At 72.7% G+C, this 26,536-nt stretch carries 23 protein-coding genes; 15 read left to right on the forward strand and 8 right to left on the reverse strand.

Annotated features, from left to right (window positions below):
- Positions 1-341: 341 nt before the first annotated feature.
- Positions 342-1,316: a phosphotransferase family protein gene (locus OG370_RS20040; protein ID WP_328474260.1), complete on the reverse strand. Its 975-nt coding sequence runs from the start codon at positions 1,314-1,316 to the stop codon at positions 342-344.
- A 342-nt stretch (positions 1,317-1,658) separates the two neighbouring features.
- Between OG370_RS20040 and OG370_RS20045 the strand changes: the two genes are divergently transcribed.
- The gene (locus OG370_RS20045) at positions 1,659-3,260 is read left to right on the forward strand and encodes a PE-PGRS family protein (RefSeq protein WP_328466191.1); all 1,602 of its coding nucleotides are present in this window, start codon (positions 1,659-1,661) and stop codon (positions 3,258-3,260) included.
- Positions 3,261-3,297: 37 nt separating this feature from the next.
- Here OG370_RS20045 and OG370_RS20050 read toward each other — a convergent pair whose 3' ends face one another.
- A complete protein-coding gene (locus tag OG370_RS20050) occupies positions 3,298-3,879 on the reverse strand; it encodes a TetR/AcrR family transcriptional regulator (RefSeq protein WP_328466193.1) in 582 nt (193 codons plus the stop codon).
- 95 nt (positions 3,880-3,974) lie between these two features.
- Between OG370_RS20050 and OG370_RS20055 the strand changes: the two genes are divergently transcribed.
- From OG370_RS20055 to OG370_RS20075, 5 genes are all read left to right on the forward strand, one after another.
- Positions 3,975-4,343, forward strand: coding sequence for a DUF4267 domain-containing protein (locus OG370_RS20055; RefSeq protein WP_328466195.1), 369 nt, complete (start codon positions 3,975-3,977; stop codon positions 4,341-4,343).
- Between the two features lie 115 nt (positions 4,344-4,458).
- Positions 4,459-5,058 (forward strand): HdeD family acid-resistance protein, encoded by a 600-nt coding sequence (locus OG370_RS20060; RefSeq protein ID WP_328466197.1) that lies wholly within the window; start codon positions 4,459-4,461, stop codon positions 5,056-5,058.
- 61 nt (positions 5,059-5,119) lie between these two features.
- Positions 5,120-5,335 (forward strand): DNA-binding protein, encoded by a 216-nt coding sequence (locus tag OG370_RS20065; protein WP_443060711.1) that lies wholly within the window; start codon positions 5,120-5,122, stop codon positions 5,333-5,335.
- Positions 5,336-5,371: 36 nt separating this feature from the next.
- Positions 5,372-5,704, forward strand: a complete 333-nt coding sequence (locus OG370_RS20070) for a helix-turn-helix domain-containing protein (RefSeq protein WP_328466199.1) — start codon at positions 5,372-5,374, stop codon at positions 5,702-5,704.
- Between the two features lie 244 nt (positions 5,705-5,948).
- A complete protein-coding gene (locus OG370_RS20075; protein ID WP_328466201.1) occupies positions 5,949-6,458 on the forward strand; it encodes a hypothetical protein in 510 nt (169 codons plus the stop codon).
- Between the two features lie 77 nt (positions 6,459-6,535).
- Here OG370_RS20075 and OG370_RS20080 read toward each other — a convergent pair whose 3' ends face one another.
- Both OG370_RS20080 and OG370_RS20085 read right to left on the reverse strand, forming a co-directional pair.
- A complete protein-coding gene (locus OG370_RS20080) occupies positions 6,536-8,017 on the reverse strand; it encodes an MFS transporter (protein ID WP_328466203.1) in 1,482 nt (493 codons plus the stop codon).
- A gap of 93 nt (positions 8,018-8,110) precedes the next feature.
- On the reverse strand, positions 8,111-9,163 hold the full coding sequence (locus tag OG370_RS20085; RefSeq protein WP_328466205.1) for an aldo/keto reductase: 1,053 nt from the start codon (positions 9,161-9,163) through the stop codon (positions 8,111-8,113).
- 228 nt (positions 9,164-9,391) lie between these two features.
- Between OG370_RS20085 and OG370_RS20090 the strand changes: the two genes are divergently transcribed.
- The 4 genes from OG370_RS20090 (at position 9,392) to OG370_RS20105 (ending at position 13,508) form a co-directional block, all read left to right on the forward strand.
- Positions 9,392-10,258 carry a helix-turn-helix transcriptional regulator gene (locus OG370_RS20090; protein WP_328466207.1) on the forward strand — a complete coding sequence of 289 codons (867 nt, stop codon included), beginning with the start codon at positions 9,392-9,394 and terminating at the stop codon, positions 10,256-10,258.
- 93 nt (positions 10,259-10,351) lie between these two features.
- On the forward strand, positions 10,352-10,567 hold the full coding sequence (locus tag OG370_RS20095; RefSeq protein WP_328466209.1) for a type II toxin-antitoxin system VapB family antitoxin: 216 nt from the start codon (positions 10,352-10,354) through the stop codon (positions 10,565-10,567).
- On the forward strand, positions 10,564-10,986 hold the full coding sequence (locus OG370_RS20100; protein ID WP_328466211.1) for a PIN domain nuclease: 423 nt from the start codon (positions 10,564-10,566) through the stop codon (positions 10,984-10,986). The genes OG370_RS20095 and OG370_RS20100 overlap by 4 nt, the downstream gene beginning before the upstream one ends.
- Positions 10,987-11,327: 341 nt before the next feature.
- Positions 11,328-13,508, forward strand: a complete 2,181-nt coding sequence (locus tag OG370_RS20105; RefSeq protein WP_328466213.1) for an alpha-L-rhamnosidase-related protein — start codon at positions 11,328-11,330, stop codon at positions 13,506-13,508.
- A gap of 99 nt (positions 13,509-13,607) precedes the next feature.
- Here the strand turns inward: OG370_RS20105 and OG370_RS20110 are convergent, their stop codons facing one another.
- Positions 13,608-15,143 (reverse strand): helix-turn-helix domain-containing protein, encoded by a 1,536-nt coding sequence (locus tag OG370_RS20110; RefSeq protein WP_328466215.1) that lies wholly within the window; start codon positions 15,141-15,143, stop codon positions 13,608-13,610.
- A 175-nt stretch (positions 15,144-15,318) separates the two neighbouring features.
- Between OG370_RS20110 and OG370_RS20115 the strand changes: the two genes are divergently transcribed.
- Positions 15,319-16,092, forward strand: a complete 774-nt coding sequence (locus tag OG370_RS20115; protein ID WP_328466217.1) for a DUF4232 domain-containing protein — start codon at positions 15,319-15,321, stop codon at positions 16,090-16,092.
- An 82-nt stretch (positions 16,093-16,174) separates the two neighbouring features.
- Positions 16,175-17,284: a DNA polymerase III subunit beta family protein gene (locus OG370_RS20120; protein WP_328466219.1), complete on the forward strand. Its 1,110-nt coding sequence runs from the start codon at positions 16,175-16,177 to the stop codon at positions 17,282-17,284.
- Positions 17,285-17,348: 64 nt separating this feature from the next.
- On the opposite strand, the gene OG370_RS20125 is transcribed toward OG370_RS20120, so the two are convergent.
- Complete coding sequence (locus OG370_RS20125) at positions 17,349-17,759, reverse strand: Fur family transcriptional regulator (RefSeq protein WP_328466221.1); 411 nt, start codon at positions 17,757-17,759, stop codon at positions 17,349-17,351.
- Positions 17,760-18,104: 345 nt separating this feature from the next.
- Here OG370_RS20125 and katG point away from each other — a divergent pair, with 345 nt between their 5' ends.
- Positions 18,105-20,342 (forward strand): catalase/peroxidase HPI, encoded by a 2,238-nt coding sequence (gene katG, locus OG370_RS20130; RefSeq protein WP_328466223.1) that lies wholly within the window; start codon positions 18,105-18,107, stop codon positions 20,340-20,342.
- Positions 20,343-20,453: 111 nt separating this feature from the next.
- Here the strand turns inward: katG and OG370_RS20135 are convergent, their stop codons facing one another.
- Entirely contained in the window at positions 20,454-21,380 is a 927-nt protein-coding gene (locus OG370_RS20135) for a DUF5937 family protein (RefSeq protein WP_328466225.1), read from the reverse strand.
- Between the two features lie 420 nt (positions 21,381-21,800).
- Between OG370_RS20135 and OG370_RS20140 the strand changes: the two genes are divergently transcribed.
- Together OG370_RS20140 and OG370_RS20145 are read left to right on the forward strand one after the other, a co-directional pair.
- Complete coding sequence (locus tag OG370_RS20140) at positions 21,801-22,658, forward strand: aldo/keto reductase (protein WP_328474263.1); 858 nt, start codon at positions 21,801-21,803, stop codon at positions 22,656-22,658.
- Positions 22,659-22,806: 148 nt separating this feature from the next.
- A complete protein-coding gene (locus OG370_RS20145) occupies positions 22,807-24,252 on the forward strand; it encodes a hypothetical protein (RefSeq protein ID WP_328466227.1) in 1,446 nt (481 codons plus the stop codon).
- On the opposite strand, the gene OG370_RS20150 is transcribed toward OG370_RS20145, so the two are convergent.
- A complete protein-coding gene (locus tag OG370_RS20150; RefSeq protein WP_443060876.1) occupies positions 24,231-26,153 on the reverse strand; it encodes an ABC transporter ATP-binding protein in 1,923 nt (640 codons plus the stop codon). The genes OG370_RS20145 and OG370_RS20150 overlap by 22 nt on opposite strands.
- Positions 26,154-26,536: the final 383 nt, after the last annotated feature.

Below are 26,536 nucleotides of genomic sequence, written 5' to 3' on the forward strand. Positions count from 1 at the left end.
CGGATCTCGACTACGAGGTCTCCGAGGTTGCTGTGCACTGCCTTTCATGGAGCCGGCGCCAAGTAGGCGACGCCTGTACGCACTGGCGTGGCAAATACGCTGACCAGCAGGGCTGTTGTGAACGATGCGGCGCCGGGCCGCTTCCTCTACCAGCCGCCCGACATCACCGATGCTGTCACCGCGGTCAAAGGCTCGCGCGCCCACGAACGCGCAGTGGCCCTCCGGTCGCTCTTCCAGCCCTGAAACACGCCAAGTTCGCCTTCAGCGCCCCCACCCGTGGCCCGCACGTCACCCGCCGCGAGCCCCTGGCCCCCGCTGAGAACTGAGACGCATGGGTAAGCTCAGGCGCTGACCAGTTTCAGTGCCTGCTTCAGGTTGTACTCGGCGATGCCCGCCATGAAGGCCCCGTCGGGGAAGTCCCCGTCGAGTAGCCGCAACGGACCCGCCGTCAGCGAAAGTCGCTGTGCGAGCATGTAGAGCGCGATCCGGTCCTGGTCCAAGCCGTCCACCTCCAGCGGCTGGTAGACGCCAGGCAGACGGATTCGTAGAAAAACGTGCTCCCACTCGACATCGAAGTACATCAATCCCTCGATGTCGATCACCACGGGGTTCCCGTCCGCGTCCACCAGCACATGGTCGGGCCCCAACTCGCCGTGCACGACCGCGTACTCCGTGCGCGGCCGCACCGCCGCCGCCAGGCCCAGCAGCCGCTCTTCCAGTCGGCCGCGGACACCCATGATCCGCGGATCGCGCGAGGCCGCCTCGGCAAGGTCCCGCAGCGCACGGTCAAGAACCACACCCTCGCACGACGTACCGCGCGACGTTCCTCCACCATCGACCACGGCCACCTTGCCGTACGCCGATGCCCGGTAACCTCGCATCGCCTCCAGCGACTCCGCAAGCCGGACCATGACCACAGCCGCCGCGCCCGGGTCGCGCGCGATCAACTTCTCAAGGCTCGCCCCCGGAAGGTCCTCGACGATCGCAAGGTCCGCTTGGCAGTAGGCACCGTCGCGGTCGAGGAGACGTATTGCTGGGACGCGGACGCCGAGCCCGTCCAGCCGCGCGTGCGCGGCCTGGAACAGATCGAGCCCGAGGCCGGGTGAGAACGGGTCAGTGAGGTCGTCGTCGCCCTCGACCGCCGGCCAGTAGTTCTCGGTGTCGTCCCACAAATAGGCAATCGCCGTGCTCCCGTCGTCCATCACCAGGCGGTACACACCCTTCTTGCTGCCGCCTGCGACCCGCTCGACCCCCTCCAACCGCCGCCCGCCACCCAGCGCGGCGCGCGCCGCCCCCGCCAACTGCTCCCGAGTCACTGCCCTGGGTGCCACGTCCCGAACCACCTCTCCATCACGACAACCCGCGAACCTTACGGGAGCACCAGCGAGGAGGCGACTGACTTCAACCGCATCCGGGTCCCCGCGAGCCAGGATCACTCACGGACAGGGACTCGTGGACTGCCCGCGGGGAACTCGTGGCGGTCGAGTTGGGCACCCCGTACACCTGGTGACGGGCGTGGTGCGGGTGCAGCGCGAGGTGGCCGCACCCGAGCCAAGGTCAGCGGCGAGCTGGTTGGTGAGGAGGGGGCGGACCCGGGCGCGGATGCCGGACTTGCCGGGAACGGCCCATGGTGGCGGCCATGGACGAGGATGACCGCCATGACGGAGGAGAACAGCGCACGGGACGATCTGCTCGGCCGCGCCGGTCCGGACACGCCCGCACAGGGCCCGGCCGTGGAACGCCCGGACGGGCACGGGACCGGCTGGGACACCATTCCCGAACGGCCCGACGCCCTGGACGAGTTGCGCGGGTCCTGGCGCGACGGGCTCGCCAGGAACACCGCGGCACCCGCGTCCGTGCTGCATCGCCTGCTCGACGTCGCACCCGACGAACGGTTCCAGAGCTGGCTGATCCACCGCGAGCTCCCGGAGGAGGTGATCGCGTCCTGGCTCGCGCATCCCGAGTGGCGCGTGCGCAAGGGGCTGGCCGAGCGCTGGCAGCTCGACGCCGAACAGCGATCCCGACTGCTGCGCGATCCGGACCCCCAGCACCGTTGGATCATCCTCACCTGTGCCGTGGACGGCCGATCGGCGCTCACCGACGCGGCGTACGCCCGGCTCGCCGACGACCCCAGCCCGCGGGTGCGCGCCGAGCTGGCACTCCACGGCGACCTGCCGGTCCGGCATCTCACCGCGCTCGCGGCCGACCCGGACACCGAGGTCCGGGTGCGGGCCGCGCCGCGTGCCTGGCCGCACCTGGACGCCCCGGCCCGGGCGGCCCTCCTCGCCGACCCCGACGACGGCGTGCGGGCCGAGGCCGTCCTGCGGCACCACCGCTCCGCACCGCTGCCGACGGCCGGCTTCGCCGCGCTCCCCCACGACAGCCACCGGGAACGTGCCGCCGAGAGCTGCGTGCTCGCCCGTGAACTGGCCGAGCGACTGGTCCACGGCGCTGACACCCGGCTGCGGCATGCCACCGCGCGCAACCCGCACCTGGACCCCGACCTGGTCGCGCTCCTCGGCCGGGACGACGATCCGGGCATCCGCTGGGCGGTCTCCCTCCGGCCGGACCTCACCGAGGCCGAACGCGCCTCCGTCACCGTCGAGTTCGACCCGAGAGCACGCTGCAACCCGCTCCCCTGGGTGCTGAAGCTGAGAGGCGACGACGACGCCGTACGCCGCTGCACCACCTCCGCGCACGTGATGCTGCGTCGCAGCGCCGCGTGCATCAAGGACCTGCCACCCGACGTGATCGACCTGCTGACCCACGACGAGGACTGGGTCGTACGGCTCTTCCTGGCCGAACACTGCGCCCAGGCCCCGGCCGAGGTCCTGCTGGAGCTGGTGCAGAGCTGGAACGGCTACTCGGCCGCGCGGACGGTCGCGCACCCCAACTTCCCCCGCGGGCAGGTTCTTCGCCTTGCGGACGACCCCGACCCGCTCAAGCGCGCACTCGCGCTCCTCGATCCCGAGGCGCCGGCCGAACTGGTGGAGCGGTTCGGCCGGGACCCGGACCCGGATGTCCGCCGACGGGCTCTGCACGATCCGCGACTGTCCGCCGCGTCGGTGATCCGCCTGCTCGACGATCCGGAACGCGGCATCAGGAGTGCGGCAGCCGCCGATCCGCGGCTGCCCGCGCGTGCCGTCGCCGAGTTGCTGTGCGACACCGCGACCGCGGCCCAGGCCGCCGCGAATCCCGGCATACCCGAGGCCGTGATGCACCGTCTTCTGGATCGGCGGCCGCGGGTGGAGCGGGGCTGAACCGCGTTCCGCGTCCCGCGGGCGGTCAGAGGCGGGCTCAGTCCGGTGCGGGGGCGAAGCGGGCGATCAGCAGGGAAAGCCGGTGGGCGCGGGCGGGTTCGGGGAGGCGGCCGCTGCGGGTGAGGGTGACCAGGCCGTGCAGTCCGGCCCAGAAGGTCTCGGTGAGGACGCCCGGGTCGTCGCCGGCGGCGAGCGGCCGGACGGCCCGGAGGATCTCACCGAAGGCGTCGTGCAGGGCGGCGGGGGCTTCCGGGGTGGCGAAGGGCAGTTCGACGGCATGGGTGAACATCGCGTCGTAGAGCGCCGGGCGCTGCCGCGAGAAGGAGGTGTACGCCGCCCCCACCGCGGTGAGGGCCGCACGGGCGCCGTGGGCCGCGGTGCGCGCCGCCCGTAGCTCGGTGGCGAGTTCGGCGCTGCCCTGTACGGCGACGGCGGCCATGATGGCGCCCTTGCCCTTGAAGTGGCTGTACAGGACGGGCTGGCTGTACTCGATCTCGGTGGCGAGCCGCCGGGTGGTGACGGCGTCCCAGCCCTCCGCCTCCGCGAGTTCCCGCGCGGTCGTGACAATCAACTGCTCGCGCTCCGCTCGTTCGCGCTCCCGGCGCGTCTGGATCGACATGACCCGATTCTAGCATCGCTAGAATTCGTGCCGTCGATCTGCTAGCTTCGTTCCTGTCGCTAGCACCGCTAGAATCGCTGGAACGGAGATTCGCCATGACCGCCACCGCGTACACCCTCGCCGTCGTCCTCAACCTCTTCGTGCTCTTCATCGGGGCCCGGTTCCTGCTCCAGCCCCGGCCCTCCGCCGCCGGTTACGGCGTGCCCGCCAAGCCGGACGGCGATGCCGCCTTCCTCACCGTCAAGGGCGTTCGGGACGGCACGTACGGCGTGCTCGGCCTGGTGCTGCTGATCCTGGTGGGCGCCCGCGCCGAAGCCTGGTTCATGCTGGTGGTGGCGCTGCTGCCGCTCGCCGACACCCTGATAGTGCTGCGCCACGGCGGCACCCGGGCGGTCGCGTTCGGCATCCACTTCGCCACCGCCGTCACCCTCCTGATCAGCGCCGGCCTGCTCTTCGCCGTCTGAGCCGGCCGCCGCCGTACGCCCCCCCCCACCGCCTCGACCTGCGGACTTCCGGCGGTCGTGCGACGGTGGAACGACCCCTGGCCCGTCACGGCCGGTGCGCGAAAGGCGGAGTGCCATGACCCATCTCTCCGGCGATGTCCCAGGAGGCGCGCTCGGCGCGCTCGCCCGATCCGCCTGGCAGGTGCTGCTCACCGCCGGGATCGCCGCGATCGTCCTGGGCGTCATCGTCCTCGCCTGGCCCCACTCGACGCTGCTGGTGGTGGGCATCCTGTTCGGCGTCTACCTGGTGGCGAGCGGCATCCTCCAACTGGCCGGCGCCTTCGGCCCGCACGTGCCCGGCGGCATGCGGGCGCTGTCCTTCGTCACCGGGGCGCTGAGCGTGCTGCTCGGGTTGATCTGCTTCCGCGGCGCCGCGGAGTCACTGCTGCTGCTGGCGCTGTGGATCGGCTTCGGCTGGCTGCTGCGCGGGATCATGATGATCGCCGTCGCGGTCTCCACCGAGGACCTGCCGGCCCGCGGCTGGCAGGTGTTCTTCGGCGCGATCACGCTCGTGGCGGGCATCGTGCTGATCGTCTCCCCCTTCGGCTCGCTGACCGCCCTCACGATCGTCTCCGGCGTCTGGCTGATCGTCCTGGGCGTGGCCGAGGTCGTCCACGCGATCAGCCTCCGTTCCCTGACCACCCACCCCCGCCCGCCCGCCCCCACCCCCGCCTGAGCACGCGGCAGAGCGCCTTCTCGATGCCCCGACCACCCTCGGCGAGCCCTACTCCCGTTACTTGGGCGACGGATTACGGGAACTGCGCTTCGGGTTGGGGCACGACGCCAACGCCATCCGCCTGACCTACTGGCTCGCAGACAACCGCCGTATCGTCCTCCTGACCGTGTTCCGCAAGACGAGGATGCGCGAAGATGCCGAGGTCGCCCGCGCCAAGCAAGCAAGCAAGCAAGCAAGCAATGAAAGTGTGCGAGGCGGAGCGCCACTCCGCGCATGACGAGTTCAGTCGCGAGATCACCAAGGGAGAGGGCCGATGAACCACAGTCGGTGGAAGCTCGCGCGCGAGCGCGCCATCGCGCAGGGCGGTACGGACGCGCCTGAGGTCGAAGCGATGCGCACCGAGATCCGCATGGCGTTCGACCTCGGACAGGCCGTCCACGACCGCCGGACCGAGCTGGGCGTCTCCCAGAGCGAACTCGTCAGGCGAGCGAGCAGGACCCAGCCGCAGGTCTCCAAGCTCGAGCTGGGCGGCACGGTTCCCACGCTCCCGCTCCTGGCGCGCCTCGCCAATGCCCTCGACGCGTCTCTCAACATCGCCGTCGACGGCGACACCTCGTCCGTCGTCTTCACGGCACATGCCGCTTGAGTCGGGCGGTTGACGTCCCGCTCGGAATCGTCCGGCAGCACGGCCGGAACGGGTTCGCGGCGGGAGCGGTTTCGCGCGGGCTCGCGCGGGCTCGCGCGGGCTCGCGCGGGTGTTCGTCGCGGTCGTATGACAGCTGTCACCGTCTCGTCACAGGGAACGCACCGCGGAAACCCCTTGCGACGGCTCACCCTCCTCATGGGTGTCAGTCGACGCACATGACCAGATCGTCGCATAGGGGAAAAACATGAACCGCCGTACCGCGCTCACCACCGTCGTCCTGGGCTCAGCCGCCGTGCTCCTCGGCACCGCGTGCGGGTCGTCCTATGCCGCTTCGGGCACGCCGTCGGGCGGCGCCAAGGCGGTCGGCACCGTGGCGAAGGCGTCCGCGCAGGTGTCCGCGACGGCGGGCGGCAACTGGAAGGCGTGCTACAAGCCGAAGGGCTACGACCACTTCTTCGCGTACCACTCCGCCAAGCTCGTCAAGGGCAAGGTCACGGTCCGCGTCACCCCGGAGACCTGCAAGGTGAACACGCACAACGACGAGGACGTCGTCTACACGCCGAGCGGCGCGGCCCGCTCCCTCGTCGTCCCCTCCACCGCCTCCGTCAAGGTCCTCAACCTCAACGTCGACACGTCCCCGCACAAGGTCGCCCCGCGCTGGCTGGTCTCCCACAAGCTGACCAACGCGGACTTCTACTACCGTGTCAACAGCAAGAACCAGGTCACCGCCATGGAGGAGATCTACCACCCGTAGGCAGCACGGGCGCCCGGGTGCCGCGGCATCGTACGCACGCGGCCCCCGGGGGCGCCGAAAGCCACGGTCGCCGAGGGCTACGGGCAGGGGTCGTCGTCCCCGCCGGCACGGGCGAAGCGGGAGAAGCGGGCGAGCAGGGGCGGGGAGTCCCAGCCGGTGCGCTCGCCGCTGAGCCAGCCGTCGACCGAGGGGGTCGGCGGGCGGACCCGCCCGAGGTAGTAGAGGGCGACACCGATCAGCGCGCCCGCGAGGGAGATCCCGAAGCAGATCCACAGCGCCGTCCTGGTGCCCGAGCCCGCGTTCGCCCCGATGGTGGCGGCGACGTAGAGCAGCACCGGGGCGATCAGGAACGCGGCGACCGCGCGGACGAGTTCGACGATCGCGAAGACCCGCTGCACGTTGCTGGAGCGTAGCGAGAAGCCCGCGATGAACAGCGCGGGGACGACCGAGGCGCCGACCCCGACACCGACCAGGCCCGAGCCCACCGCGACGAGGGTGGAGGTCGGCGGGGCGGCGGCGTTCATGACCAGGACGCCGGCGCCCAGGAAGAGCAGGCCGGCGAGGACGAAGTAGTGCAGCAGGCGGGTACGGAACGCGGCGCCGAAGAACACCGCCGCGAGCACCGCGCCGCCGAACTCGGGGAGGTAGACCAGCCCCAGGTGCAGCGGCGTGATCCGGTGCGCGAGCGAGATCTGGGTCAGCGAGATCGCCGACACCGACGCGGCCGCCGCGCAGATCGCGGCCACGATCCCGGCCACCGGGAGCGTACTGAGCAGGCTCTCCACGCACAGCAGCGGATGCCTGCTCGTGTATTCGTGGACGAAGAGGACGACGATCAGCAGCAGCCCGCCGATCAGCGGCCCCCAGGTACGGGCTTCGGCGAAGCGGTGGGCGGTCAGCTCCGAGGCGCCGAAGAACGCGGAGACGCATCCGACGGTGGCCAGGCACAGGGCGATGTAGTCGATGGGTGCGTCCGGCGCGGCCGGCGGGACCTCCTGGTAGGTCAGCAACGACAGCACCAGCGCCGCCACCGCGACGCCGGCGATCGCCCAGAACAGCGGCCGCCAGCCGTGCGCGGACGCCTGGACGCCGCCGAGCACCGGCCCGAGCGCGACCGCGCCGAAGATGCACATGTTCATCACGACGGCGGTCGTGCGCAGCCGGGCCGCCGGATACCCGATGATCAGCGGCGGCACGGCGGCGATCAGCAGCAGGCTGGTGCACAGGCCCTGCAGGACGTGCCCGACGACGAACATCGCCGGGGCGGTCGCCGCCGCGGCGAGCACCGAGCCGATCACCAGCGCGCTGCCGTAGACCAGCAGCATCCGCCGCTGCGGCAGCAGTTGGGCGAACTGGACGGCCAGCACCGTGCCGACCGCGTACCCGGCGTTGGCCATGCCGGTCGTCACGCTGAGCGCCTCGGCACTCATGTGCAGGTCCTTGGCGATCAGCGGCGTGATGCTGCTCAGCGCCGCCGAGAGCGCCAGGTACGGCACCAGGGCGAACACGACCATCGCCGCCACCGCGGGATAGCGGCCGGCCAGGGGACCCTGTCGCATCGGTCGTTTTCTCCTCGTTCGGCTGAAATGTGGCGTGCTGTCACCATGGTGGACCGCCATCGGTGGCGGTCCCGTCAGGCGCAGCGGCCGAAGTCACCCGATCGAGATTCGTGCGGGTGACCGGCGCCGCAGCTCCTTGTCCGTGAGCGCGGGCGGGTCGTAGTGGGTGACGTCGTGGTTGAGGTCGGTGCCGGGCGGCACGATCTCGTCGATACGGTCGAGGACATCGCCGCTCAGCACCGTCCCCGCGGTGTCCAGCAGCGAGGTGAGCTGGTCGCGGGTGCGCGGGCCGATGATCACCGAGGTGATCGCGGGGTGCGCGAGCACGAAGCCGGTGGCGAGGGCGGGCAGGGTCAGCCCGGCGTCGGCGGCCACCTTCCGCAGCTCGGTGACCGCGGCGAGCTTGGCCGCGTTGCCGGGCAGCCCGGTGTCGAAGAGCTGCGGCAGGAAGCCGGAGCGGGTGGCCCCGGCGGGGTCCGCGCCGTCGGGTCCGCCGTACTTGCCCGACAGCCAACCGCCCGCGAGCGGGCTCCAGGTGAGGACGCCCATGCCGTACTTCCGCGCGGCGGGCAGCACGTCCCGCTCGACCGCGCGGGCCAGCATCGAGTACGGCGGCTGCTCGGCGCGGAAGCGGAGGTGGCCGCGCTTCTCGGCGACCCACTGGGCCTCCACGATCTCCGCGGCCGGGAAGGTGGACGAGCCGATCGCCCGGACCTTGCCGGAACGCACCAGGTCGGACAGTGCCGACAGGGTCTCGTCGATGTCGGTGTCCGGGTCGGGGCGATGCACCTGGTACAGGTCGATCCAGTCGGTGCCGAGCCGGCGCAGGCTGTCCTCGACCGCGCGGACGATCCAACGGCGGGAGTTGCCGCGGTGGTTGGCGTCCTGGCCCATCCCGTAGTGGAACTTGGTGGCGAGCACCACGTCGTCCCGGCGGCCTCTGAGCGCCTTCCCGACGATCACCTCGGACTCGCCGTCGGAGTACATGTCGGCGGTGTCGATGGTGTTGACGCCCGCGTCGAGCGCGGTGTGCACGATCCGGACGGCCTCCTCGTGGTCCTTGGTGCCCCACGCGCCGAGCATCATCGTGCCGAGGGTGAACTCGCTGACGGAGATGCCGGTGCCGCCGAGTGTCCTGCGATCCATGGGGTGCCTGCCTTCGGGGGGTTCGGGTGGTCGGGGTGTTCGGGTGGGTCCGGTGTTCAGGTGGGTCCGGTGTTCAGGTGGGCCGGGTGGGCCGGGTGGCGAACTCCGTTGCACCGGAGCCGGGTTCGACCCTGCCGGTCGGGCCGGGCGGCGACCAGACCGGGCCGAGGCTGGTACCCGCAGGGCCTGGCTGGGCGGGCCGGACCGGGCATGCCGGAGAATGGGGCCATGCACGCCGAGCCGGAGATCAACGCGTTCCTCAAGGCCCGCCGGGCGGCTCTCGACCCGGCCGGGCTCGGCCTGCCGCCCGGCGGGACCCGCCGCAGGGTGCGCGGGCTGCGCCGTGACGAGGCCGCCCACCTGGCGGGGATCAGCGTGGAGTACTACACCCGCATCGAGCAGGGCCGCGGCGGCAACGTCTCGCCCGAGGTGCTCGACTCCCTCGCCCGCGGGCTGCGGCTGACCGCGGCCGAGCACGAATACCTGCGGAACGTCGCCCACCGCGCGGCGCACACCGCGACCACCCGCTGCCAGGTCGGGGAAGAGACCCCACAGGTCGTACGGCTCGGGCTGCAGGTCATGATCGACGCGATGGACGGCGTCGCGGCCGTGGTCTACGGCCGGGCCATGGACGTCCTGGCGTGGAACCGGCTGGGCGGGCTGATCGGCTGCGACTTCGCCCGGCTGCCCCCGGGCGAGCGCAACATCGCCAAGCAGATGTTCCTCCGCGCGGACGTCGAGGCCAGTCACCCGGAGGTCGCGCAGGTCCGCCGCGAGATCGTCGCCGTGCTCCGCGCCGAGGCCGGCCGCTTCCCGGACAGCGTGCGGCTGTGCCACGTGGTCGGCGAACTCCTAGAAAGCAGCCCGGAGTTCGCCCGGCTCTGGGAGTCGCAGGAGGTCGAGGAGAAGACGTACGGCGTCAAGCGCGTCATCGATCCCCGGCACGGCCTGCTGGAGTTGCAGTTCCAGGCGATGCGCATGCCGCCGCCGGACGACGAGTTGACCCTCCTGCTCTACGCGGCCGAGCCGGACTCCCCCACCCAGAAGGCGCTGCGCGCCCTGTCGGCCGACGCCGATGAGCACGACGCGGCCTGACCCGGCGCCGCCCCCGGGAGCCGGTGACAGGAAGCGGCTATGCATAGATCGATGTATACTCGATCTCATCTTTGATATCAGAGGAGGTGCCACGTGAGTCGAACCGTGATCGATCTCGATGACGAACTGCTGGCCGACGTCGCACAGGCCCTGGGCACGAACACGAAGAAGGACACCGTCAACACCGCGCTGCGCGAGGTGCTGGACAACCGCCGGCGCGCCCTGGCGCTGACCCGGCTGCGGGGCTCGGCGAATCAGGGCGGCTTCGACCTCGACCTCTTCGAAGACAAGAGGAACTACCGGCGGTGAGCGCAGCGCGATTCCTGATCGACACCAGCGCCCTGGCCCGCTTCCTGCGGGGAGACGCCGAGCAGTACGGCTGGGACGAGGCTGCGTCGGCAGGACTCATCGCGACCTGCCCGATCACGGAACTGGAGTTCTTCTACAGCGCGCGCTCCGCGGAGCACCGCACCCGTGGCATCGAGGACATGCGGCTGCTCTTCGGCTGGGTACCGGTGGACGACCGGGCCTACAGCAGGGCCTGGCGCGTCCAGGAACTGCTCACCAGGAAGGGGCAGCACCGCAGCGCCGGTGCCGTGGACCTGCTGGTCGCCGCGACCGCCGAACTCCAGGGGCTGACCCTCCTCCACCGCGACCATGACTTCGAGTGCATCGCCGGCGTCACCGGACAGCCCCTCCAGTGGTACGGCCCCGACGCTGGAAAGTGAGCACGGCGCCCTACCAGCGACAGGCACGCCGTAACGCCCTTCGTGCGCCCTCCGCGGAGCCCGCTACTTGAAGCTTTCAATCGGCCCGGCCGCCCCCGGCTCACACCCGCCGCACCCGTCGGCGCAGATCATTCCTGGTTGAACTGTTGATTGAACGCAGCCCCGGGGCTAGCGTGCGCTGGCGGATTGAATCGTCTCAGTCGGGATCGTGGGCGGTGGGGCCGTACCAGCGGGCGCCATACCGCCGTCACGCGTGTGGAACGGGAAGAGGGGCCATGATCCACCTATCGAGGCACAGAGGAGCGCTGGCCGCGGTGTCGGCCGGCGTCACTGTGATCAGCATGCTGACGGTGAACGCGGCGGTGGCGCAGCCCGCACACGGCGGCGCGCACACGGCGAAGAACCCGTGGACCGACACCGGTTACCAGCCGCGGCAGGGGGACTGGCGGCCCTACGTCCTCGCGCCCCAAGGCCACGTCGTCGATCCGGTCTCGGTGTCCTCGGTCTCGGCCCGGGGCGGCTCCGTCCAGGGCGACCCGAAGGCGCTGCTCGGCAAGGGCAACAAGCCGCTGCGGCTGACCAGTTCCGGCGACCGCACCCAATCACCTCTGGTGACCCTGGACTTCGGCAAGGACGTGGGCGGCAAGATCCGGATACGGGTGGCCGGTGCGTCGAAGACCCCGCCCCAACTGCATGTGTGCTTCAGCGAGTCGAAGCAGTTCGCGGCATCCCCGGCACAGAGCAACAACGACGAGGACGCGGTCGCTCCCGGCTGCGACACCGCCAACATCTGGAACGGCTACCCCGGCCAGCCCTACACCTACGACGCCGACAGCCACACCTTCACCCTCGACCCGGCCCAGCTCCCGGCCACCCTCACCGACAGCCAGTTGCGCGGCGGCTTCCGCTACGCCACCGTCTTCCTCGACGGCCCCGGCTGGGTCGACCTCGGCGCGGTCTCCCTCGACTTCTCGGCGGCGCCCAAGCAGTCCGACCCCGCCGCGTACCAGGGCTGGTTCCTGTCCAGCGACAACGAGCTGAACAAGATCTGGTACAGCGGCGCGTACACCGTCCAGCTGGACACCTGGATGTCGGACACGGCCAAGAGCTGGCCCTACCAGACCGGCGAGGCCGACCACTCCGACGCGCAGGTGCCCGGGGCCGACCCCGGGCAGGAGGTCATCTTCGACGGCGCCAAGCGCGACCGGGTGGTCTGGCAGGGCGACCTCGCCATCCAGGCCCCGGTCACCTACCTCAGCACCGACGACGTGCCCGCCGTCGACAACTCGCTCTCCTCGCTCGCCTCCCAGCAGCTCCCCGACGGCTACATGCCCGCCGAGAGCCTGGTCGGCCCGCACAACCAGGACGAGATCCGCACCTACGGCGAGTACGTCACCTGGTTCGTGTACAACCACTACGAGCACTGGCTCTACACCGGCGACCAGGCGTATCTGGCCAAGTGGTGGCCCCAGTTGACCAAGGCGATGGCCTGGCTGGAGTCGGTCCGCACCCAGGACGGCACCGGGCTGATCTCCTTCGCGAGCGCCAACTCCTGCGGCCACTACGGCTACAGCGACTGCGGTCACGAGACGTACGTCAACGCGCTGTACAAGCGGAACCTCGACGAGATGGCGGCGCTGGCCACCTCCCGCGGTGACGCCGCCGGCGCCCGTACCTACGCCGGCCGCGCCACCGACGTGAAGGACGCGATCAACTCCCAGCTGTGGGACGCCTCGACCGGCGCCTACCGACTCTCCACCGAGATCCCGACCGCGTACCCGCAGGACGCCAACGCCGCCGCCGTGCTCACCGGCATCGCGAACAGCGACCGGTCCGCGCAGGCCATGGACTACCTGCGGAAGAACAACTGGAGCACCTACGGCTCGCTGACCGTCTCGCCCAGCACCCCCAACGCCTCCATCCAGCCCTTCTACGAGCCGCTGCCCAGCGGCTTCGAGGCGAGCGCGCGCCTGGACGTGCCCGACCCCAGCGGCGCCGAGCAGCAGCAGGCGCTCCAGCTCATGCGGACCTTCTGGGGCCACCAGCTCAGCGAGGACCCCGGCAGCACGCTGTGGGAGAAGGCGAACCTCGACGGCGACCCCGGTATCGCGCAGTTCACCAGCCTCGCGCACGGCTGGGCGGCCGGTCCGACGATCTCGCTGACCACCCAGGTGCTGGGCGTCCAGCCGACCGCGGCCGGCTTCTCCGGCTACTCGATCGTGCCCGCCCCCGGCGGCCTGACCTGGGCGCAGGGCAGCGTCCCGACCCCGCACGGCGCCATCACCGCCTCCTGGCGGTCCTCCGCGCACGGCTTCACGCTGACCGCCACCGCCCCGCGCGGCACCGTCGGCGAACTCGCCGTCCCGACCGGCGGGCACAAGGTCCGGGTCGAACTCGACGGCCGTACGGTCTGGAACGGCACCCGGGCGGTGGGCGGCGCGCAGGTCGGCGCCGACGGCACCACCGTCCGCGTGGGCCATGTCGGCCCGGGCCACCACACGCTGACGTCCCACACCCTGTGAGGTCGCACACCCGGAGATCGGGCGCCGGGTGAGATGTCCCGCCTGGTGATGTCAGGGCCGGCCGGTCGCGGGTGCGCGATCGGCCGGCCCTCGGCGTGGTCAGCTCTGCGGGGACGACGGCGACCAGGCGCTGCCGTCGTAGAAGTAGGTGGGGTCGTTCTTCAGTCCCACCGTGCGGAAGGGCTTGCCGTGGTCGTCGACCCGCAGCGTGCCCTGGCGGTCGCCGCAGCTCCAGAGGAGTTCCAGGTACCAGCTGACGTCGCGGTCCGAGGTGTGCGCGTCCACGTCGAGGACCTGCGAGTCGCGGGCGATCTGGAAAGGGAAGGTGGACAGCACGGGCGTCGAGCCGTCGTCCACGTAGCCGCGCACCGGGCGGGCTCGGGGAGCGGTCGTGTCGAGGTCGACGGAGAAGGACGCCGGTTCGAGGCCGCCGCCGCATCCCGAGCCGGGGGTGTAGCCGTTACCCTTCGGCGCGGCCGTGCTGCTGACGACGCGCACGTACAGCGCGTGCAGCACCACCGGCTGCCCGGACACGCTCTGCGCGGTCACCTGGAGCCGCAGGTCCCCGGCCGGTACGCCGCCGAGCGCGCCGGCCCACGCGTCGTCCTGCTGGAGTGACGGCGGGGGCGGGACCTTGCCCGGCGGCTGCCGCAGCAGGAACCACTGGCCGCACTGGGTGTCCCAGTTGTCCGACAGCACGGTCACCTGGACCGGTGGTGACGAGCTGCCCGCCGCCGGCGGCGTGGTGGGTGCGGTGGATCGGGAGGGCGCGCCGGCCTTCCGGCCGGACCCCGTCGTGGTGGGGGCGGGGCTCGCCGGCGCGGTGGTCGAGGTGGTCGCTGCGGGGGCGCCGACGACGGCCGCGGCCGTGGTCCGCGGGCGCGAGGCGGCGGAAGCGCCGCGGTCGGCGCCGTGCGCGGAGTGCAGCACCAGCGGAAGCACCGCGGCCATCGCGGCGGCGGCTCCCACCGCGACCCTGGTCCGGCGCCGCCAGGACGAGGAGGGCTCGCCGCCGGCCTCGGGCGGCTCGGCCAGGTCCGGCAACTCGGGTACTTCGGGCGGACCGGGCGCCTCGGTCGGACCAGGGGCGGCGGGCGGGGGCGGCACCGATATGCCCGCTCCCGTGGCGCCGGGCCCCACGACTTGCGACGCGCCGTCCACCCCCGCGCCGTCCGCGCCCGCATCGCCGGGCCCTTCCGCATCCGGAGGCGCCGCCTCGTCCGCGCCGGCCGGTGGGACGTCGACGGGTGCGGCCGATCCGGCCGCCGCCGATCCGGCCGCCGCCGGCTCCGGCCCGGTCGGCTCCGGCCCGGTCGGCTCCGGCCCGGTCGGCTCCGGCCCGGTCGGCTCCGGCCCGGTCGGCGCGGCAGACGTGCGGTACTGCTCGCGGCGCCGCTCCGCGCTCGCCAGCAGCCACAGCTGGTGCAGCGCCACCAGTTCCTCCGGACCCGCACCGCACAGCCGCGCGAACCGCTCCACGGGGCCGTACTCGGTGGGGACCGCGGCGCCGTTGCAGTAGCGGTGCAGGGTGGAGGTGCTCACGTGCGTCCGGGCGGCGAGCGCACCGTACGTACGCCCCGACTGTTGCTTCAGTTCGCGCAGCCGACTCGCGAACTCCTCGACATATGTGCTCATTCCGCCCTCTTGCTCGTCCCGGGCCGACATTCCAGGAAGCGCCATTCTCGCAGCTCAGGGGGGTGGAACCGTTCCAGCGTCCTCAACTGTGGCCAGACCGTCGAACACGGGACGCGGCACGGCGCAGAGTTACGGCATCCCACCGCTCGACCACTCACAGCGAAGGCATGCCACCGTGAACGTGAAATCCGTCCTGACCTCCTCCGCGGTCCTCCTCGTCAGCGCCCTCGGCCTCGCCGCCTGCCAGTCCGGTTCCACCTCCGCGAGTGACGCGACTCCCTCGCAGCAGGCGAGTGCCGCTTCCGTCGCCTCGGGTGGCAAGGAGTCGGCCTCCGCGCCCGCCGCCTCCCCCTCGGGCCGGTCGACGTCCGGCGGCTCCTCCTCCGGCGGCTCGGGCGGCTCGAAGAGCTCGACCGGCTCCGGCAACTCCGGCGGCACCGGCGGCAGCACCTCGGGCGGCGGCTCGGCCACCAGCGACAGCTACGCCTACGCGCACCCCTGCACGGCGGGCCAGGTGCGGGTGACCGTGACCCGCCGCGACTCGGCGCCCACCCAGCGGGTGATCGAGGTCCGCAACACCGGCACCCGCTCCTGCGGCCTGAGCTACTTCCCGCTGGTCTCTCTGGACGACTCGCACGCCGCGGACGGCAGCCGGGCCGTCAAGCCGCTCGTCCCGGGCGGCCTCGGCGGCGCACCGGCCTTCCCGATATACGCCGGGCGGACCGCCTACGCGGTCGTCGACCTCGACCCCAGCGGCGCGACCTCCGGGACCGTGGACGGCATCGACGAGCTGAACGTCCTGGCGAACGGCGACCACATGCCGAACGCCGACACCGTCAACTTCCGGCTCGGCTCGGGCTCGCCCGTGCTCAAGCCGAAGCTGGGCCTGTACGAGAACACCGTCGCGGACGCGGTCACGTCCATGCGGAGCGCGGACACCAGGCCCTGACGGCGCGACGCGCGGCGTGCCGCCCTCGCTCCGGCCGGCCGTGGTTGACCCTCGACCATGTCGAGGGTCGACAGTTCCAGAAGTGGAGAGCGAGATGCGCAGCATCGGCGAGATGGCCCGGGACAGCGGACTGAGCGTGAGCGCCCTGCGGTTCTACGACGGCGCGGGCGTGCTGCCCCCGGCCCGGGTGGACCCGGTCAGCGGCTACCGCTGGTACGACCCGGAGCAGCTCGACGAGGCGCGACTGCTGGCACGGCTGCGCCGGACCGGTATGCCGCTGGCGGACATCCGGCTGGTGCTGGCCGGCTGGTCCGGTGCGGACACCGACCTGGTGCGGGGGTTGCTCCGGGCGCAGGTGCGCCGGCTGGAGCGGGGCCTGGCCGAGGCCCGCGGCGAGCTGTCCACGGTCCGCGCGCTCCTCGACCGCAGGGAGAACCCCATGGCTCCGCTCCGCACCACGGCCCTCCGCCTCACCGTCGCCGCACCCGCCCTGGCCGCCGCGCTGGACGCAGTCCGCTTCGCCGCCGGCACCGACCCCGACCTTCCCGTGCTCGGCGGCGTGCTGGTCGACGTCGAGGACGGGGCGCTGCACACCGTGGCCACCGACCGCTACCGGCTGGCCGTCGCGCGGGCCGTCGTCACCGCTCAGGACGGGCCGCCCGCCCGGTTCGTGGTGCCCTCCCCGCTCGCCGACGCGATGCGCGCGCTGCTGCCCGCCGCGGGAGAGGTCGAACTCACCCTGGACGGCGACGAGGTGGCCCTGGAAGCCGGGGGCCGCCAGGCGGCCGGCGAGTGTCTCGGCCACGGCTTCCCCGACTACCGCCGACTGGTCCGGCTGCCGGCGGGCACCCGCGTCCCCCTCGACGCCCCGGCCTTCCGCCGGGCGGTGGAAACCGGCCCGGTGCGCGCCGGCGAGGCGCCGGCGGGCGAGCGAGGGGGACAGGGCGCGGGGGCGGAGCTGAGCCTCCTCAAGGTGACCGGGGACGGCTCCGCGGTGACCGTCTGCGCGGACGGCGACGACGATCCGGGCCGGGTCGCCGTCAACCGCCGATACCTGCTGGACGCCCTGGAAGCGGCGGCCGGCGACCGGCTGGTGCTGGAGTTCGGCGCCCCCACGGCGCCCCTGGCGATCCGGCGGGCCGACACCGACGACACCTTCTCGGTGCTGATGCCCGTCCGCCTGGAGAACTGAGCGTACGGCTCCGCCTGGAGAACTGAGCGTACGGCCGGGCCGCTGCGTACAGCCGCGCGTCCGGCTACGTGCAGTCCGGGCAGAGCCCGCGGTAGGTGACCTCGGCGGCGGAGACGGTGAAGCCGAAGCGCTCCTCGACCGGGAGCGCGGCGAGCGGGTCGCCGGTGGGGTGGACGTCGCGCACGGTGCCGCAGCCGGCGCACACCAGGTGCTGGTGCGGGTGGTGCGCGTTCGGGTCGTACCGCTTGGCGCGGCCGTCGGTGGCGACCTCGATCACCTCACCGAGGGAGACCAGCTCGCCGAGCGTGTTGTAGACCGTCGCCCGCGAGATCTCGGGCAGGCGGGCGATGGCTCGGGCGTGCACCTCGTCGGCGGTGAGGTGCACGTGGTCGCCGTCGAGGACCTGCGCGACGACACGCCGCTGGGAGGTCATCCGCCAGCCGCGGGCCCGCAGTCGCTCCACCAGGTCGCTCATGTCGGTTCACCTATTCGGGATCGCGGAATGACCGCAGTTTACCAGTGAGCGTCCGGAATTTGACCGGATATGCCCTTGGGCCCCTTCTTGACTTGGACTGCGTCCATCGTAGGATCGGTTCCGGCGACAGCCAAGGGCCAGGAAGCGCCCTGTACGGCAGGAGACGCCGCCACGGCAGGAGCATGAGCAGGAGCAGGAGACACAGACGTCGAGCCGCTCACCCGCGGTTTCCGGGCCGTTCCGGCTCCGCCGGGCGCTCCGCAGCTCCCCTGTCCCGCCTCCCCCGGCTCCTCCACCGCCCGCAGTGCCTGAGCACCGTGATCCGCCAGGTCCGGAAGGATTTCCATGTCTGACAACACCCACAACAACGACGCGATCGTCGTGGACGCCAAGACGGAGGGCGCGGGAGGCTGCCCGGTCGCGCACGACCGCGCCCCGCACCCGACCCAGGGCGGCGGGAACCGCGGCTGGTGGCCGGACCGGCTCAACCTGAAGATCCTCGCCAAGAACCCCGCCGTGGCCAACCCGCTCGGCGAGGACTTCGACTACGCCGCGGCGTTCGGCACCCTCGACCTCGCGGCCGTCAAGCAGGACGTCGCCGAGGTGCTCACCACTTCGCAGGACTGGTGGCCGGCCGACTTCGGCAACTACGGCCCGTTCATGATCCGGATGGCCTGGCACAGCGCGGGCACGTACCGGATCAGCGACGGCCGCGGCGGTGCCGGCGCCGGGCAGCAGCGCTTCGCCCCGCTCAACAGCTGGCCGGACAACGGGAACCTGGACAAGGCCCGCCGCCTGCTGTGGCCGGTGAAGAAGAAGTACGGCCAGAGCCTGTCCTGGGCCGACCTGCTGATCCTCGCCGGCAACGTGGCGCTGGAGTCGATGGGCCTGGAGACCTTCGGGTTCGCCGGCGGCCGCGAGGACGTCTGGGAGCCGGAGGAGGACGTCTACTGGGGCCCGGAGACCACCTGGCTCGACGACCGGCGCTACACCGGCGACCGCGAGCTGGAGAACCCGCTCGGCGCCGTCCAGATGGGCCTGATCTACGTCAACCCCGAGGGCCCCAACGGCAACCCGGACCCGATCGCCGCGGCCCGCGACATCCGTGAGACGTTCCGCCGGATGGCGATGAACGACGAGGAGACCGTGGCGCTGATCGCGGGCGGCCACACCTTCGGCAAGACCCACGGCGCCGGCCCGGCCGACGCCGTCGGCGACGACCCCGAGGCCGCGCCGATCGAGGCGCAGGGCCTGGGCTGGAAGAACAGCTACGGCACCGGGAAGGGCGCCGACGCCATCACCTCCGGCCTGGAGGTGACCTGGACCAGCACGCCCACCCGGTGGAGCAACGGCTTCTTCGACAACCTCTTCGGCTACGAGTGGGAGCTCACCAAGAGCCCGGCCGGCGCCAACCAGTGGAAGCCGAAGGACGGCGCCGGCGAGGGCACCGTCCCGCACGCCCACGACGCCTCGAAGAAGATCGCGCCGTCGATGCTCACCACCGACCTGGCGCTGCGCTTCGACCCGGTCTACGAGCCGATCTCCCGCCGCTTCCACGAGAACCCGGCGGAGTTCGCGGACGCGTTCGCCCGTGCCTGGTACAAGCTGACCCACCGCGACATGGGCCCGAAGTCGCTGCTGCTCGGCCCGGAAGTGCCCGCGGAGACCCTGCTGTGGCAGGACCCGCTGCCCACGGCGGACTACGAGGCGATCGACGCCGCGGACGTCACCGCGCTCAAGGCGAAGATCCTCGGCACCGGCCTGACCGTCCCGCAACTGGTCTCCGCCGCCTGGGCGTCGGCCTCGACCTACCGGGGCAGCGACAAGCGCGGCGGCGCCAACGGCGCCCGGGTCCGCCTGGAGCCGCAGCGCGGCTGGGAGGTCAACAACCCGGACGAGCTGGCCACGGTGCTGCGCGCCCTGGAAGGCGTCCAGCAGGAGTTCAACGCCTCCTCCGGTGCGAAGAAGGTGTCGCTGGCCGACCTGATCGTGCTCGGCGGCGCCGCGGCGGTCGAGAAGGCCGCCAAGGACGGCGGGCACGCGATCGAGGTGCCCTTCACCGCCGGCCGGGTCGACGCGACCGACGAGCACACCGACGCGGAGTCGTTCGCCGCGCTGGAGCCGGGCGCCGACGGCTTCCGCAACTACGTCGGCAAGGGCAACCGGCTGGGTGCCGAGTACCTGCTGCTCGACCGGGCCAACCTGCTCACGCTCACCGCTCCGGAGACCACCGTCCTGGTCGGCGGCCTGCGCGTGCTGGGCGCCAACCACGACGGTTCGAAGCTCGGTGTGCTCACCGACGCCCCGGGCACCCTGACGAACGACTTCTTCGTCAACCTGCTCGACCTGGGCACCACGTGGACGCCGGCCTCCGAGGACTCGACCACCTTCGAGGCCCACGACGACGCCACCGGCGCGGTCAAGTGGACCGGCACCCGTGCCGACCTCGTGTTCGGCTCGAACTCCGAGCTGCGCGCGCTGGCCGAGGTGTACGCGAGCGACGACGCGAAGCAGAAGTTCGTCACGGACTTCGTCGCGGCGTGGACCAAGGTGATGGACCTCGACCGGTTCGACCTCGCCTGAGCGACCGCTCCGCACTGCCGAACGCGCGGACCGCGCCCGGGCCATGGCCCGGGCGCGGTCCGCGCCGTTTCGGCGCCCGGCGCTCAGGGGCCACGACTCAGGGGCCAGGACTCAGGGGGCCAGGAGGGATTCGGCCGTCGCGGTGCGGGCGTACAGGACGCTGCGGCCGGTGCGGTGGGCGGTGGTGAGGCCCGCGTCGCGCAGCGCGGTGAGGTGCTGGGAGACGGCGGGGGCCGACAGGCCGGTACGGGCGGCGAGTTCGGTGGTGGAGGCGGGGGAGTCGAGTTCGGCGAGCAGCAGCGCCTTCGACCGGCCGAGTACGGCGGCGAGCGCGTCGCCCCGGACCACCGGGCGGGATGCCCACAGGGTGCCGACGCCCCTTGCCGGGTAAGCCAGTTGGGGCGGGTCCGGGGGCCGCACGAGGGTGAGGGGGCCCGGACCGGTGAAGGCGGAGGGGATCAGCAGCAGCCCCGCGCCCGCGGTGTTCCGGGCGAGGGCCCGCCGGCGGCGGCCGAGCCGTAGCGCGCTGTCGTTCCAACTCACCGAGGGGTGAAGGTCGTTGAGCAGCGCGGCCGCGCCGTGCTCGGCGACCTGGCGGGCGCGGTGGAAGATGTCGGCGTCGAGCACCGCGCGGACCCGGGCCCAGTAGGGAGCCAGCGCCACCTCCCAGTAGGCGGTGATCTCCTCGGCAAGCGCTGGGAGTTGGGCGCGCGGTTCGGCGTGCAGGGCGCGGGCGCGCGGGCCGAGACCGCCAGGCGCCTCGCGGAGCCGGTCGAGGTCGTGGCGGACCTGGGCGGCGGGGGCCGCGAGGACCCGGGCCAGTTCCGCAGCGAGGGTGGGGGCGGGGCCGGCGGGCGCGGGGTTGAGGAAGTCCGGAACGTAGTCGTCCGGCGCCTCGGGCGGGATGAGTTCGGCCAGCCGGCCGCGGTCCAGTCCGGCGGCGGCCATCCGCGGCCGCACCTGGTCGATCCACGGCTGGTGCACGGCGTGCGCCGCGCGCGAGCGCAGCAGCCGGAAGCTGGTGCCGACCTCCCACATCGGCGAGACGGCGAACCGCGTCTGCGCCAGATCGCTGGTCGAGAACGCCAGTTCCGCGGGAATCGGGGCCTCCAGGATTTCGGTATTCCTTAATCGTTGGCACCGAGCCTAGTGCGCGGCGAGCATGCCGGCATGACCTCGAAGAACACGGCCTCGGGCAGCGCGGAAGCGAATCCGGAACGTCCGGCAGGCCCGGCAGATCCGGCGCTTTCCGCGGCGCCGGCAGGGGAGCCCGGTCCGGCGGCGGGCGGGACCGGGGAGCCGGCAGCCGCGGGACCCGCCACTTCCAGGACCGACAGGACCGACAGCACCGCCAGGACTTCCAGGACTGCCAGGACCGCCGGCACCGGCCGTACGACCGCCGCCGGCCCCGGGGACGCCCGCACCCGACCGGTCACCGCGGACGCGTCCGGCACCTGGGTGCTCGGCGACCTTCCCGTCCACCGGATCGGGTTCGGCGCGATGCGGCTGCCCCAGACCGGCGAGGCGTTCGCGGCCGGATCGGCGCCCCGCGACCGCGGCCAGGCGATCCGCGTGCTGCGCCGAGCGGTCGAGCTCGGCGTGAACCACATCGACACCGCCGCCTTCTACTTCTCGCCGCTGCGCTCGGCGAACGAGCTGATCAACGCCGCGCTCGCGCCCTACCCCGACGGCCTCGTCCTCACCACCAAGGTCGGTCCCGGCCGCGACCCGTCCGGCCGGTGGCAGCCGCACGCCGGGCCCGGGCAGTTGCGCGGCCAGGTCGAGGAGAACCTGCGGCAACTCGGCCGCGACCACCTCGACGTGGTGAACCTGCGGATCGTCGGCACCGACTCGATCGCCGAACGCTTCGGCGCCTTGGCCGAGTTGCGCGCCGCGGGCCTCATCCGCCACCTCGGCGTCTCCAACGTCCACCCCGCGCAGCTCGCCGAGGCCCGGGCGATCGCACCGGTGGTCTGCGTGCAGAACGCGTACGGCGTCGGCTCGGCACCCGAGCAGCGCGACTTCGTCCGGGCCTGCGGCGAGCAGGGGGTCGCCTACGTGCCGTTCTACGCGATCGCCGGCGCCGGCGGCCAGGCGGGCGCGGGTGGCACCGAGAGCGAGGACGTGCGCGCCGTCGCCCGCGCGCACGGCGCGACCCCCGCGCAGGTCCGGCTCGCCTGGACCCTTCAGCACGGCCCGCACGTCCTCGCCATCCCCGGCACCGGCGACCCCCGCCACCTCGCCGAGAACCTCGCCGCGAGCGCGCTGCGCCTCACCCCGGCGGAGGTGGCCCGCCTCGACGCGGTACGCCGGTGACGCGGTCGCGCCGACCGGCCGCCCCCGGCCGCGCACGGCATACCGGACGAATGGGGCGTGGCGGCGCGGATATCGGGGGTCGGGGTCTGCATGATGGCGGGGCGGGTGTCTGTCGTCGGTCGCGGGTTCCGAGTGAAGTGGGTGGAGCATGCCGGAGCAGGAGCTCTCGTCGTACGGATCGGCTCGCGGGGTGAACCGGCGGGCGCTGCTGCAGGCGGCCGGGCTGGGTGCCGGGGTGCTCGCGGCCGGTGGGTTGGCGGCCGGCCGGGCGGACGCGGCGGGCCTGGGCGGTATCCCGGCCACCAGGAGCGGTGCGGGCGCGTCGGGACCGGCGGACGCGCCGCTGGACGCCGTGAGCGCGGACCTGCCGCTCACCGGGGGACCGGACTTCCCGATCGGCCTGTTCTGGCCGCCGCACCCGTACGAGACGACGCTCGCCCGCTACCGGGAGATCACGGACGCCGGGTTCACCTTCCTGATCACCGGCAACTACCAGTTCGACGCGCGCAGCGCGGGCTACGCGCTGGGCATGGCGGACCAGGTCGGGCTGAAGGTGGTGGTCGCGGGCGACCCGCGGATCGAGGCGATCGCCCAGTACCTGACGATCACCGACGACCGCACCGTGCCGTCGTCGATCACCACGGCCGACGCCGCCTCCTGGGTGCGCTCCTCGCTGGGCAGCTACGCGAACCACCCGTCGCTGGCGGGCCTCAGCGTCTACGACGAGCCCGCTCGCGCCCGGTTCCCCAACGTCGGCGCGCTGACCGGCATCGTCCGCAAGACCGCGCCGGCCCTGCTGCCGTACGCCAACATCAACCGCGGCAACGGCGCGACCTACGCCGACTTCGTGCAGAGCTACCTCGACACGGTCAAGCCCGCGCTGATCTCCTTCGACCGCTACCCGATCCTCACCGACGGGATCGACATCGACTACTTCGACACCTGGGCGATCGTCCGCGCCGCGTCGCTGAAGTCCGGCCTGCCCGCGTGGACCTACATCCAGTCGACCGGCTACAACAACCACCGGGTGCCCACCGCCTCGCAGTTGGCGTGGCAGGTCAACATCAGCCTGGCGTACGGCTGCAAGGGCATCCAGTACTTCACCTACTGGACCCCCGACCCGGCCCGCGGCGAGGGTTACACCCAGGCGCTCATCACCACCGACGGCGAGCGCACCCCCCTCTACGACGCCGCCACCGCGCTGAACACCGGCTGGCTCCAGCCCGTCGGCCGCCAACTCAAGCCGCTGGTCTCGGAGTCCGTGCAGCACGCCAACGACACCCCGCTGCCGCCCGGCACCACCGCGTTCACCCCGGGCGACCGCCTCACCGCGGTCACCGGCGACGCCGCCGTCCTCGGGCTCTTCAAGCCGGCCCCGGGCGCCGCCGACGACGGCACCCGCCACCTCCTCGTCGTCAACCGCGACCCCGACGCCCCCGCCTCCCTCCAGATCCGCGTCGACCCGGCCCAGGTCAAGACCGTCGCGGGCTTCACCCCCGCGACCGCCGCCTACACCCCCGTCCCCGCCTCCCCCACCCTCGCCGTCACCCTCCCCCCGGGCGCCGCGTCCCTCTACCGCCTCTCCCCCAACTGACCCCCGGCGGACGCCTCTTCACCGGGTGACGCCGCGGACTGGGTGGGGAGGAGGGGGGTGCGGTCGTTCTGGAGGACCCAGAGGTCGTGGAAGAGGCCCGGGGCGTCGCGGAGTTGGGGGAAGGTGCCGTACTGGACGAGGCGGCCCTTGTCGAGGACGGCGATCTTGTCCGCGACGGTGACGTTGGCCAGGCGGTGGGTGACCAGGACCACGGCGCGGTCGGCGGCGAGCGCGCGCAGCCCGGTGAAGATGCGGTGTTCGGCGCGGGGGTCGAGGGCGGCGGTCGGCTCGTCCAGCACGAGCAGGCCCGCCCGGCGGTGGAACGCCCGGGCCAGGGCGACGCGTTGCCACTGGCCGCCGGACAGTTCCTGGCCGCCCCACCACTCGCGGGCGAGCAGGGTGTCGAGGCCGGAGCGCAGCGCGGCCACCACGTCGTCGGCGCCCGAGGCGCGGGCGGCGTTGTGCACGGCGGCGTCGGCGTCCGACGCCCCGTCGCCCGGCACCGCCTGGCCCAGGGTGATGTTCTCCCGGGCGGTCAGCGGCCACTGCGCGTAGTCCTGCGGCACGACCGCGACCCGGCGCCAAGCCGCCTGCGCGTCAAGGGTGTCGGTGTCGGCGCCGTCCCAGGTCACGGCGCCCGCCGTGGGGAGGTAGAGGGCGGCGAGCAGCTTGCTGAGCGTCGTCTTGCCGGAGCCGTTCTCCCCCACCAGGGCGAGGACTTCGCCACGGCGCACCTCAAGGGTGACATCGCGCAGGGACGGCCCGTCGGCGTCCGGGTAGGTGTAGTCGACGTGCTCGGCGCGTACGGTCACCGGTCCGGTGGGCACGGCCGCGCCGCGCCGGATGCGGTGGCCGCCGGCCTCGTCGAGGAAGCCGGACCAGTCGTCGAGGTACATGCCGGTGCGGAAGATGATCGCGCCGTAACCGACGATGCCGTGCAGCCCCGACGCCACCGACCGCAGCGCGAAGGTCGCGGTGCCGGCGGAGGCGACGGAGATCCGGCCGGTGCCGATCAGGGCGATCAGCGCCGCCCAGACCGCGCCGGCCGCGAGCCCCCCGACGACGCTGCCGATCAGCGAGGTCTTGGCCGCCTGCCAGGCCGCGCGGTCGGTGGCGGCGTCCACCCGGGCGCCGGCGGCGCGGTACTTGCCGAGCAGGAAGTCGGCCATGGTGCCGGAGCGGATCTGGTCGGCGTTGTCCTTGTCGACCAGGTGCCAGCGCAACAGCCCGAGCAGGCGCCGGTCGCCCATGGTGTCCAGCGAGGCGAGGTAGTTCAGACGGGCGGCCCGCACCCCGGCGACCGCCTGCGGAAGTGCCGCGAGCAGCAGCAGCGGCAGCAACAGCGGGTGCACGGAGGTCAGTACGGCGGCCGCGGCGACCAGCGAGGCGGCCGCGGCGAGGATGTTCTGCGACTGGTTCAGCAGGTCCTGGGAGACCTCGACACCGCGATCGGCCGCGTCCCAGCGGTCGTTGTACCCGGGGTGGTCGTACGCCGTCAGTTCCGCGTGGGTCGCCGCGTCCAGCAGCCGCAGCTCCGCCTCACGGGCGATCCGCGGTGCCAGCCGGGTGGACAGACCGCCGACCGCGATGCCCAGCACCGCCCGGATGCCCGCCGCCGAGGCGAGCAACACGATCGACGGCACGGCCTGGTGCAGGCGTTCGGTGATGTGACCCGACGCGATCACGGCGGTGATGGTGCCGGTGACGGCGAGCAGGCCGACGGCCTCCAGCACGCCGGAGAGCACCTGGCAGACCAGCAGCGCGGTCACCGCCCCGCGGTCCACCTGCCAGGCCATCCGCAGCGCCCGGCTGATCAGTTGGGGCAGCCGGCGGGCCATCGCGCGCAGGGTGATGGCGTGGCCGGCGTCGAGCAGCCGGCCGCCGGGGATCTCCCACCGCATCTGCTCGGACGGAGGTTCCGGAGGCTGCTCGGACGGCGCCGCGGTGCCGTTGCCGGCCTCGGTGTCCGCATCGGACGCCGTGCCGCCGCCCGGCGGTTCTCCCGCGGAGCCGTGCGACGGCGGCACGGCCTTGGCCCCGGGTGACGGCTCGGTCATCGGGGTCCCCCTCCGCCCTGCGATCCGGCCCACCAGTCTGCCCCCGGCCCCGCCCACACACCCGGACGACGCCGAAACACCCCCCGGCGCGCGGGCGCACCCGCCACCGAGCGGCGTACGCCCAGGCGCTTCCACCCCGGCGCGTTCCATCGCCCAGCGCGCCACCGCCACCGCAACCGCCGCGGAAGATCACCGCCGGGGATCGCCGGGCAGCACACCCCGCCGCA

It is taken from the genome of Streptomyces sp. NBC_00448, from assembly GCF_036014115.1.
Taxonomy (GTDB): Bacteria; Actinomycetota; Actinomycetes; order Streptomycetales; family Streptomycetaceae; genus Actinacidiphila.